Source organism: Halosimplex yunnanense, assembly GCF_054504345.1.
Genome location: NZ_JBTJEL010000033.1, coordinates 514,143 through 524,555 on the forward strand (window position 1 = coordinate 514,143; position 10,413 = coordinate 524,555).

Here is a 10,413-nt window from a genome sequence, read left to right on the forward strand (position 1 = left end):
AGGCGTATGAATCTTTCCGACCGCTACGCCGACAGCGATTCGACGGCGTCGATCCGGCGCTCGAACGACGGGTGGGGCGAGACCAGCCCGCGGAGCCGGTCGGCCGCGGACGGGTGGCCGCCGCCGTCGAGCGTCCGCAGGAGCGCCGCGACGGCCGCGGGCGAGGTGTGGCGGGCGGCGTAGGCATCGGCCCGATACTCGGTGGCCCGGCCCACGAGAACGGCGACGACTCGCTCACCGAGTAGCCACCCGGCGAGCGTGACCGTGGCCGCCGGCGTCGTGGTCGAGAAGACCGCCGTGATGGCCGCCGCGCCCGCGAACAGCCAGCCGGCGCTCACGAGCGACCGGACGAGGACGTGTCGGCCCGCCAGGTGGCCCCGCTCGTGGGCAACGACCGCCGCGAGCTGCGACGGCGGGAGCGTCTCGACCGCCGCCCGGCTCACGCCGACCGCTCCGGACAGCGGGCCGCCGATACTGTAGCCGTTCCGGTGGGTCGGCGTCGCCGTCTCGACGACGCGAACGGCCCCGTCGGGATCGACCCCCGCAGCCGTCAGGCGCCGCCGTTCCCCGTCGGTCGGTGGACGGGCGGCGAGCCGTCGTCCGTGAACGAGCGGTGCGAGCGCGAGCGTCCCCGCGAACAGCGCCGCCACGCCCCACAGCCACACGTCGAGCGGCTCCGTCCACACCAGCACGGACAGCGCGAGCGTCGCGACGACCGGTACCAGATCGACGAGTCGCTCCGCCCGCAGCCACTCCCGGGGGTGCTCGAACCCGCCCGTCGACGGCGCCGCGTCCGGACCGTCCAGCACGTCCCGGGCCGTCAGTCCGATCAGCACCGCTGCGACGGCGAGAACGACGGCCTCACCGTACCAGATCGTCGGCGTGTGCCCGACGACGCCGGTCGGGACGAGACCGGTATCGAGCGGCGCGCGCGTCGCCGGGAGCGCGAGGAGCGGGGAGAGAGCGGGGACCGTCACGAGCGGCGCTTAGCCGTGGCCGGTTGTCAATCTTCGGCCGCGTCAGCGTCGTCGCCGTCGCGGATCGCCCGCTCGGCGGCCGCGAGCGCTTCCTCGGGGTCGAAGTCGGCGACGATCGCTTCGAGCGTCTCGCGGTCGGCGTCGGCCAGATCGCGAGCGTGCTCGGTGATCCCCGGGACCGCGCGGATCACGTTGTCGACGATCGGCACGTCGGCGGCCTGCGCGGACCGCGAGAGGGGGTTGAGGTCGATCACGATTTCGACCTTCCCCATCTCGCCGAGCGCCTCGGCGCGGTCGCCGTCCTCCAGCGGGACGACAACCACGTCGGCCGCGCCGATGCCGTCGGCGTCGACCTTCGCGCGCTCGTGGTCCAGCCCCGGGATGCGCCCGTCGGCGGTCAGCCCCTTCACGTCCTCGGCGCCGTGCTCCCGGAGGTGGTCGGCGATGGCTTCCATCCGCTCCTCGGTGCGGTTGAACAGGTTGACCTCCAGGTCCGCGTGCGTCGCTTCGGCGAGTTCGACCGACTCGCCGGGGACGAGCGCCGCCACGTTGCCGTTCACGGAGATCACCGGGTGCTCCGCGAGCAGGAGGTGGGCGGCCGCGGCCCGCTCGGCCGCGTCGGCCGAGGGGAGCGTCCGCTCGCCGAGCAGGTAGTCGAAGGCCTCGCCGCGGCCCTGTGCGATGAGGCCCTGCCGGGAGGTGATCCCCTTGTCGACGCCCTCTTCGATCCGGTGGCGGGTCAGCAGCGACTCGTACCGGGGGTGACTCTCCGGGATCTCGGCGTCGGTCATGCGATGTGGCTCGCGGGCGAGCGAGGAAAAGCCGACGCTTCCGGACGGCGACTGCGGCCGCTTGCCGATCGGGGAGCAGGCACGGAAAAGGGCGTCACTCGACGGCGATGCGGTGGCCACCGCCGGGAGAACCGTCCTCGAACAGCGCGGCGAGGAGCTTGCGCTGGGCGGCGCGGAGGTGCTGTGAGAACGTCGACGGGGAGATGTCGAGCCGGGCGGCCACCTCGGTACCGGTCGTCTCCCGGGGACGCTCGAAGTAGCCGGTCCGGTACGCCGTCACCAGCACTTCCCGCTGGCGGTCGGTGAGTCGTTTGGCGAGGACGTCCTGCACGTGCTGTCTGAGAAACAGCGGGCCGTCCCGCGGTCGGTCCCGTTTCGCGACCAGATCGACCGACGGGTGTTCGTCGAGGACCGACTCCACGACCGCGCCGGCGTCTCGCGACGGCATCACCTCGGCGACGGCGCGGCCGCTCCCGTCCCTGGCCCACAGGTCCCGGATGAACGCCTCCTGGTCGGCCAGCGTGCTCGCGACGCACTCCGAGGGGTCCTCGACCCGAAAGACGACGACGCCGTTGTCGGTGTGCCGGTCGACCAGCCGCTCGACGACGGGTTCGGTCTCCGAGATGGTCTCGACGACCGCTGGCGAGGCCCCGAGCACCTCGAAGAACGCGAGGTACTCGCCGCCCGACCGGGGAAGCAGTTCGCGGAGCACGCACCGACACGAACCCGTCTCCGAACCGCTGACGAACGGGTACTCCGCGCTGCTCACCCGGAACTCGAGTTCGGTCGGCTGTGCGTCTAACCGTCCCATCGTATCACTCATGCTATCAACTGTCGTGGTTTGTATCTTGTGACGGGCGAAACGGGCGTGACCGCCCACGCCGGGGGTCACTCCGCATACTGGTTCGTGCCGCGATCGGCGTCGAGGGACGGGCGTTCGTCGCCGGCTGCGCTGTCGGCGATCTCACCCAGTTGCGGGGCGAGTGCGAACACCGCTCGCTCGTGTGCGTCCTTCGGCCGGTGTATCCCGGTCGGACGGACGCTCAGGCCCTCGTACTCGTCGAACTCGTCGACCGGCAGGTCGCGGTTGTACTCGAAGTCCTCGCGGACGAGCGCGAGGAGCGCGTGCAGGTAGAGTGCTTCTCGTTTACGCATGGGTGTGTCGTGGAACGCCCGGGAGAACAGCCCCGGGCAGGGCGTGGGGTCTGGGGTGTGGGAGAGTTCCGGGAGACGACGGACCGGCGCGGAACCGTGCCGCCGACCCACACACGACTTACGGGTACAGGGACGAAAAACGAATACCTGAATAGTACGGTCACCCGGCGTTTCCGAGTAGGGGGCTCCTACTCCGGAAGCGTGCGGTCGCCCGGGGGATCCAGCAGCGTCGCCCCTGTGGGATCGATCCGGCAGACCGTCGGATCGTAGCCGGCGTCGGTCAGTCCCGTCCCGAGCGCGACGACGGTCTCGCCGAGCATCCCCATCAGCGCCTCGCCGTCGGCCTCGGCCACGTCTGTTATCACTTCGTACACGCGGTCGGAGAGCAGGTCCGCCTCTCGCGAGAACTGCCGCGACGCCTCGACGAAGGTCGACAGCGTCGGCTCGCGGACGACTCGCGACAGCGCCTGTTCGCCCGCCGTCGAGAGCGCGTCCGTGTCGCCGTCGATGACGTCGCTCGTCGATAGCTCGCCGAACGTCTGGAACTCGACGCGCGAGCGCGCCGGGACCGCGTCCATCTTGTTGTGCTGGGGACTACCCGGTTCCAGCCGGATCGGCACGCCACCGTGGAGTTGCGCCACCACGTCGCCGAGGCCGGTGCCCGCCTGAACCTCCGCGCCGTGAGCGATCGTCGCCAGTTCGTACGTCGACAGCCGCCGGTCGAGGACGTCGTTGGTCGTCAGTGCCGCCCCGAGCGCCGTCGCGCCCGAGACGCCGAACCCCGAGCCGATGGGGAGGTCGGTCACGGCTCGGACCTGGACGGTCGCCTCCAGCGCGTCGAGGACGCGCTCGACGGCCCCAATCTCGACGGTCTCGCCGTTCAGCACCGTCTCGCGCTCGTCCCCCGGTCGCACGGTGACGGTCACCCCTTCCGAGATGGCGAGTCCCGCCCCGCGCGATCCGGTCTTCGTCGGGTCCTCGCCCCGGTCGACGGTGAAAAAGCCCGTCACGTGTCCCGGGACGAACGCCCGTGCCACCGCTGTCATTGTCTCATCGTCGGTACGGCGCCTGTAATCAGTTTCGTCCTCCGGCCGCGAACCGGCCGATCAGGCGCGCTCTACCTCGTCACTGTCGTCGGCCGCTGGGCCCCGGTCGTCGGTCGCTCGTTCTGGCCGACGCACCCCGCGATCGCGGTCGCCGCCGAGAAACGCCTCGGCGTCGTCGACGGACTCGGTCTCCAGCAGGCGTTCGACGCGCGTCTCGAACTCCTCGTCGTCGATCTCCCCGCGGGCGTACCGTTCGCGCAGTGCCTCTAAGGCCTCGTCGGCGTCGCCGCTTCGCCTACTCGACCCCAGCAGGTCGCTCGCCCGCTCGCGCCCCGTCGCGCGGTTGGACTCGTACCACTTCGCCAGCGAAACCGCCATCGGCAGCAGGCCGCCGAACCCGACCGGGAACGCGACCCAGAACCACGGGACGCCGAGGAACATGAGGCCGAAGGCCACCGCGAGCGTGAGGAACGTCACCGCTCCGGCCGCGACGCCGGCGAGCGTCTCCTCGTCGCCGCCCTCCCGTTCCGATCCCATGTCGGAGGGAAACACGGCCCCGCATTTGTATCTACGGCCGCCGAAGCCGCCGGGCCGGGGTCGGCCCGCGGATCGACCCACAGAGTTATTGTATGCGGTGTCAGACAACGTATCGAGAATGCCGTCAGTCAGCGCTCGCCTCCCGATGGACGAGAAAGAGGAACTGGACGCGGTCGCCGAACTGCTGGAAGAGGACCGGAGCACGACGATCCGGAAGGCCCTGCGTGAGGGGCTGAAAGAGCTGCGGATCCGTCGCGCGGTCGAGCGCTACCAGACCGGCGAGGCCTCCGTCGCCGAGGCCGCGCGGGTCGCCGGCGTCTCGCTCGGCGAGTGGCTGGAGATCGCCCACGAGCGCAACCTGACCACGCAGCTGGCCGCCGAGGACCTGAGCGACGACGCCTACACCGCACAGGAGCTGTAGATGTCACGCATCTACGTCGGCCCGACGACTCTGTACGCGCTCGGGCAGGTCGGCGAACTGGACCTCCTGGAGAGCTTCGACGGCCGCCTCGTCGTCCCCGATGTCGTCCAGGAGCAGGTGACGACCGAGCCCGCACGGAGCGCTGTCGAGGCGTTCGTCGACGACGCCGGCGTCTCGACGGCCGTCCCCGACGCCGCCCACCAGCAGGCGACCGAGGTCGTCGGTATCGAGGAAGACACCCACGAAGCCGCCATGATCGCGGGCGTCATCGCCCACGCCGACCCCGACGACCGCCACGCCGTCGCCGTCGTCTCCGAGGACCGCCGCGTCCGCCGCATCGCCGAGGGCCTCGGCGGCGCCGTCACGAGCAGTTTCGGCGTCGTCGCCCGGGCCGCGACCGAGGACAAGTACCTCTCGCGCTCGCAGGCCCGGCGGATCATTCGCCGGATCGACGCCAACGGCATCCAGCTGACCGGCGAGATGCGGTCGCAAGCTGTCGGTGCGGTCGGAGAGTAGCGATCAGTGCGGTCGGAGCGACCGCTGGAGAGGCGCTGTCGCTCACTCCGTTCGCGGTCGCCTCTCACCCCCCGTTCTCGACGGTCACGTCCGTCGCCCCTGCATTCGCCGGGAGTGGTTACTCCAGTGACGGAACCAACGAACCACTATGTCACTGGTTCAACCTATCTGGATCCTGCAGCAAGCGACCCAGGGGGAAGTAGTCGAACAGATCCAGAACGACGCGCTGTTGGCGTCGTCGCTGTGGGTGAACATCGCGCTCGCGGGACTGTCGATACTGCTGTTCGTGTACATGGCTCGAAACGTCGAGGGGGAGCGTGCGAGACTCATCTGGGCGGCGACGCTGCTGGTCCCGCTCGTGTCGATATCGAGTTACACGGGGCTGCTGTCCGGACTGACGGTCGGGTTCGTCGAGATGCCGCCGAACCACCCCCTCGGTGGCGAGGAAGTTCTGAGCCAGTGGGGCCGGTATCTGACGTGGACGCTGTCGACGCCGATGATCCTGCTCGCGCTGGGGGTCCTGGCCGACGTGGACCTGGCGAGCCTGTTCACCGTCGTCACCTGCGACGTCGCGATGTGCGTCACCGGCCTCGCCGCGGCGCTCGTCACGTCCTCGTACGCGCTCCGCTGGGCCTTCTACGCCATCAGTTGCACGTTCTTCGCAGTCGTCCTGTACGCACTGGTGGCCAGGTGGCCGCGGGCCGCCGACGCTGCGGGGACGGGAGAGATATTCGGGACCCTGCGGACGCTGACGGTCGTGCTGTGGCTGGGCTATCCGATCGTCTGGGCCGCCGGTGTCGAGGGGCTGGCGCTGGTCGAGTCCGTCGGGCTCACGTCGTGGGCCTACTCGCTGCTGGACATCGGCGCGAAGTACGTCTTCGCGTTCCTGCTGTTGCGGTGGGTCGCGGCGAACCAGGACGTCGTCGCGAGCGCGGGCTCCGCACTGAGGACCGAGAACGGCGCCGCGGCCGTCGACGACTGACCGCGCCGCTCGCCCCCCGGGCGACCCCGGATCTCTCGCTGGTTACTCTTCGTCGTCGGCAGCCTCGTAGAACTCACCCTCGTCGAGAACGGGATCCTCCTCTAGAAAAGTCACGCCTCGCGCCGTCGGCGCGACGCCGGTCTCCGCCTCGAACTCCTCAAGCGGATCGCTGCCCCAGCCCATCCCGACGGGGGCGTCGAATGCGCCGAACGGTTCGGTGAACATCGGCGCCGGTGGCGCGTGGGCGAACGCGCGAAAGCGGAACTGGTGCTCCATGGCGAAGCGATAGAGCAGTCCCTGTCCCGCGAGGCCGTCTTCACCCTCGTAACGCACGATCTCCTCGGGCGCGTCGTCGACCGACCGATACAGTACGGCCTCCGTGCAGGTCTCCGTCTCGGAGTCGAACGTCGCGACGGACGCCCGCTCCCAGAACGGTGCGCTCTCGACGAGCAGTCCGGGGACGGGGTCGTTCGTCAGCGCGTAGCAGTAGTCGCCGACCCACGCGAGGTCGGCAGAGCGCGTCTCGCCGTCGCCGTCGACGAGGTCGCCGTGGGCGTAGTCCTCGTCCGCGGGCACCGCGATCGGGTGGGTCTCGTCGAACCAGTCGACCAGCGACTCGCGGGCGTCGGCGTCCCCGCACTCGAAGCTGTAGGCCGTCCACTCCATCACCGTCCGATCGGAGCGAGGGGCGGATAAGCGTTCGTCCGCGGGCCCCATCCGTGGCTCGGGAAACCGTCGGTGGCACCCGACCCGCGCCGTATAAACGGCCGGACGGATGAGAGTGATAGCTATCCACCGCCCGGGGTAACGCAGGGAAGCGCATGCGAGTAGCGTACATCAGCGCCTCCGACCCGGTCGGTTCGATCGGCGGGGCGACCAACACGGCGAGGAACTGGCTCGACGAACTCGACGACCGAGGCGTGACGGTCGACGTGATCTGCCGCGGCGAGTCGGACGAATCGGTCGTTCGAGACGGCGCGCGCGTCACGCGGCTGTCGGAGCTCCAACCCCGCGAACAGATCGAGAACCGACTGGCGGACGGCGAGTACGATGTTGTCCTGACCCAGGACATGTGGGCGGATATCGCGCTCGAAGCGGCCGACGCGGTCGGCGTCCCGAGCGTCCTCTCGCTGACGACGACCCACGCCGACGAGGACGTCGTCACCGAGCTGTCCCCGACGCGGTTCGTCGCCAACTCCGAGTTCACCCAGCAGTGGATCACCGCGGTCTGGGGGCGCGACTCGACGCTCGTCTACCCCCACATCGACTTCGAGTTCTACACCGCGCCGGACCGGCAGTCCGACCGCGTCTCCATGGTCAACCCCATCGAGATGAAAGGCGGGCGGACGTTCCGAGCGGTCGCAGAGCGGCTCCCCGAGCGGGAGTTCTACGCCAAGGGCGGGTGGTACGCCTTCCGGAATGACGACTTCTCGTGGGACCTCGATACGCTGCGACTCCAGGGCAGCACGTTCCACGGGGCGCCGCTGGAGACCCCGTACCGGGCGGTCGCGGCCGAAGCGCCGACCGATGTCGACCTCGAGGGCGTCGAGAACGCGACCTTCGAGCCCGACGCCGGCATCCTGGAGACCTACGCGCGGGCGGCGGTGCTGCTGGTCCCGTCGGTCTGGGCGGAGACGTTCGGCCGGGTCGTCCTCGAGGCGATGTGGAACGGCGTCCCAGTCGTCGCCAGCCACCGCGGCGGCCTCCCCGAGGCCTGTGGCGGCGCGGCCAAGCTCGTCGACGAGGTGACCGACCCGGAGGCCTGGACGGCGGCGCTCCGGAACCTCGACGACCCGGCGGTCTACGAGGCGTTCGCCGAACGCGGACGGGAGCGTGCCGAGGCCTACAGAGCCGCCCTCCCCGACCAGACCGACGCGCTGGCATCGGTGCTCGCGGACGCAGCGAGTGAAGGATAACGCTCCGAGGCCGCGTCGCGGTCTCGCCCCTACGGGCTCAGACGCTGCCGGTCCTGCGAGACTCGCGAGCGAGTCTCGGTGGCTCCCAGGTTTGTCGCCTACGGCGACAAACGCTGGCGATCTCGCGGGAACAGCACGGCCTCGCGGATGTTGCCCAGGCCGAGCATCGTCATGACGAGGCGCTCACCGCCGAGACCCCAGCCGGCGTGGGGCGGCATGCCGTACTTGAACATCTTGGTGTAGTAGTCGAACTGCTCGGGGTCGAGCCCCTGCTGTTCGAACCCTTCGACGAGGTGGTCGTAGCGGTGCTCACGCTGGCCGCCCGAGACGAGCTCCATCGTCGGGTGCATCATGTCGAAGCCCGTCGACAGCTGCTCGTCGTCGTCGTGGTCCTTGATGTAGAACGGCTTGATCTCCGAGGGCCAGTCGGTGATGAAGTAGTGCTCGCCGACGTCCTGGCCGAGCGCGTGCTCGCCCTCGGTCGGGAGGTCGTCGCCCCAGACCAGTTGCTCGTCGAGTTCGCCCGTCGCGTTGATCCGCTCGATGGCCTCCTCGTAGGTGAGCCGCGGGAAGTCGCCCTCGGGCGCCTCGAATTCGTCCTGCAGGTCGAGCGCTTCGAGCTGTTCCTGGCAGTTCTCGGCGACGCCCTCGTAGGCGGCCTTCACGACGGCCTCGCAGGCGTCCATCGCCTCGGTGTGGTCGTAGAATGCCGACTCGAAGTCGATGGAGGTCGCCTCGTTGAGGTGTCGCGGCGTGTTGTGCTCCTCGGCGCGGAAGATCGGGCCGATCTCGAAGACGCGCTCGAGGCCGGAGCCGACCATCAGCTGCTTGAACAGCTGCGGGCTCTGGTTCATGAACGCTTCCTGGCCGAAGTAGGTGATCGGGAACAGTTCGGTCCCGCCCTCGGTGCCGGTGGCGACGATCTTCGGCGTGTTGATCTCGGTGGCGTCGAGGTTCCGGAAGGCCTCGCGAACGGACCGGAGGACCTCGGCGCGGATCTCGAAGATGGCCTTGGTCTCGTCCTTGCGGAGGTCGAGCGTGCGGTTGTCCAGTCGCGTCGAGAGGTCGGCGTCGACCTTGCCCGAGGGGTCCAGCGGCAGTTCGGGGTCGGCCTCGGCGACCACGTCGAGCGAGTCGGGGGTGATCTCGACGCCGGTGGGGGCGCGGGGCTCCTCCTCGACGTCGCCGGTGACGGCGACGACGGACTCGCGGTGGACGCCCAGGCCCGTCTCGACCAGATCGTCGTCCATCTCGTCTTTCTCGAACTTGACCTGGATCTTGCCGGACTGGTCGCGGAGGATGAGGAAGGCGATGCCGCCGAGGTCGCGGATCTCGTGGACCCAGCCGGCGACCGTGACGGTCTCGCCCGGCTGTGCGTCTGCGGTGTACGTGCGGTCGTCCATGGGAGTGGATTCTTGGGGGCTCGACTTAAGGGCAGTCCTTCCGGGTCAGCGACTCCCAGGCCTCCCGACCGGCCGGGGCGGGCGCTCCGCTGACCGCAACGTTTCTGTCAGCCGGTGGGGAATAGGGAGCCATGACAGACCGCGAACTGGACGAACTCGACCGGGCGATCCTCCACGCGCTTCAGGACGACGCCCGGAAGCTGTCGACCAGCACGATCGCCGACCGGATGGGTGTCGCCGCCAGCACCGTTCGGACCCGCATCCGCAACCTTGAGGAAGCCGGGATCATCACCGGCTACCACGCCGACGTGGACTACGAGGCCGCGGGCTTCCAGCTGCACACCCTCATCGTCTGTACCGCGCCGGTCCCCGACCGCGAACAACTCGTCCGAGACGCCCTGGAAATCGAGGGAGTCGTCGCGGTCCGCGAGGTGATGACCGGCAACGAGAACGTCCACATCGAGGTCGTCGGCCGCGATGGCGACGACCTCAGCCGGATCGGCCGCGAACTCGACGCGCTCGGCCTCCACATCGAGGACGAGGACATCATCCGCAACGAGTTCGTCCACCCCTACAGCGGGTTCGGCGAGGAGTGAACACGCTCGGGCGGCGGCTCACTCGCCCGCAGTGACCCAGTCGTGGCCGGGTATCGTCCCCGAAACGGTGTAG

The 10,413-nt window shown here is 69.6% G+C and carries 13 protein-coding genes; 5 read left to right on the forward strand and 8 right to left on the reverse strand.

Annotated elements, in window-relative coordinates; genetic code table 11:
- Positions 1-23: 23 nt before the first annotated feature.
- From AB2U09_RS11240 to AB2U09_RS11265, 6 genes are all read right to left on the reverse strand, one after another.
- Complete coding sequence (locus AB2U09_RS11240; protein ID WP_459192807.1) at positions 24-977, reverse strand: M48 family metallopeptidase; 954 nt, start codon at positions 975-977, stop codon at positions 24-26.
- Between the two features lie 26 nt (positions 978-1,003).
- The gene (locus AB2U09_RS11245) at positions 1,004-1,768 is read right to left on the reverse strand and encodes a 4-phosphopantoate--beta-alanine ligase (RefSeq protein ID WP_459192808.1); all 765 of its coding nucleotides are present in this window, start codon (positions 1,766-1,768) and stop codon (positions 1,004-1,006) included.
- A gap of 94 nt (positions 1,769-1,862) precedes the next feature.
- Positions 1,863-2,579 (reverse strand): helix-turn-helix domain-containing protein, encoded by a 717-nt coding sequence (locus AB2U09_RS11250; protein ID WP_459192809.1) that lies wholly within the window; start codon positions 2,577-2,579, stop codon positions 1,863-1,865.
- Between the two features lie 77 nt (positions 2,580-2,656).
- A complete protein-coding gene (locus tag AB2U09_RS11255) occupies positions 2,657-2,923 on the reverse strand; it encodes a UPF0058 family protein (protein ID WP_459192810.1) in 267 nt (88 codons plus the stop codon).
- A gap of 188 nt (positions 2,924-3,111) precedes the next feature.
- Complete coding sequence (locus AB2U09_RS11260; RefSeq protein WP_459192811.1) at positions 3,112-3,969, reverse strand: pantoate kinase; 858 nt, start codon at positions 3,967-3,969, stop codon at positions 3,112-3,114.
- Positions 3,970-4,029: 60 nt separating this feature from the next.
- Positions 4,030-4,506, reverse strand: a complete 477-nt coding sequence (locus tag AB2U09_RS11265; protein WP_459192812.1) for an SHOCT domain-containing protein — start codon at positions 4,504-4,506, stop codon at positions 4,030-4,032.
- 118 nt (positions 4,507-4,624) lie between these two features.
- Between AB2U09_RS11265 and AB2U09_RS11270 the strand changes: the two genes are divergently transcribed.
- From AB2U09_RS11270 to AB2U09_RS11280, 3 genes are all read left to right on the forward strand, one after another.
- Complete coding sequence (locus AB2U09_RS11270; RefSeq protein WP_459192813.1) at positions 4,625-4,927, forward strand: UPF0175 family protein; 303 nt, start codon at positions 4,625-4,627, stop codon at positions 4,925-4,927.
- Entirely contained in the window at positions 4,928-5,443 is a 516-nt protein-coding gene (locus AB2U09_RS11275) for a PIN domain-containing protein (RefSeq protein ID WP_459192814.1), read from the forward strand.
- Between the two features lie 148 nt (positions 5,444-5,591).
- Positions 5,592-6,425 carry a bacteriorhodopsin gene (locus tag AB2U09_RS11280; protein WP_459192815.1) on the forward strand — a complete coding sequence of 278 codons (834 nt, stop codon included), beginning with the start codon at positions 5,592-5,594 and terminating at the stop codon, positions 6,423-6,425.
- 42 nt (positions 6,426-6,467) lie between these two features.
- Here the strand turns inward: AB2U09_RS11280 and AB2U09_RS11285 are convergent, their stop codons facing one another.
- A complete protein-coding gene (locus AB2U09_RS11285) occupies positions 6,468-7,091 on the reverse strand; it encodes a hypothetical protein (protein ID WP_459192816.1) in 624 nt (207 codons plus the stop codon).
- Between the two features lie 155 nt (positions 7,092-7,246).
- Here AB2U09_RS11285 and AB2U09_RS11290 point away from each other — a divergent pair, with 155 nt between their 5' ends.
- The gene (locus AB2U09_RS11290; protein WP_459192817.1) at positions 7,247-8,341 is read left to right on the forward strand and encodes a glycosyltransferase family 4 protein; all 1,095 of its coding nucleotides are present in this window, start codon (positions 7,247-7,249) and stop codon (positions 8,339-8,341) included.
- Between the two features lie 98 nt (positions 8,342-8,439).
- Here the strand turns inward: AB2U09_RS11290 and aspS are convergent, their stop codons facing one another.
- On the reverse strand, positions 8,440-9,744 hold the full coding sequence (gene aspS, locus AB2U09_RS11295) for an aspartate--tRNA(Asn) ligase (protein WP_459192818.1): 1,305 nt from the start codon (positions 9,742-9,744) through the stop codon (positions 8,440-8,442).
- Positions 9,745-9,875: 131 nt separating this feature from the next.
- On the opposite strand from aspS, the gene AB2U09_RS11300 reads away from it, so the two are divergent.
- Positions 9,876-10,340, forward strand: coding sequence for an Lrp/AsnC family transcriptional regulator (locus AB2U09_RS11300; RefSeq protein ID WP_459192819.1), 465 nt, complete (start codon positions 9,876-9,878; stop codon positions 10,338-10,340).
- The last annotated feature ends 73 nt before the right edge of the window (positions 10,341-10,413 follow it).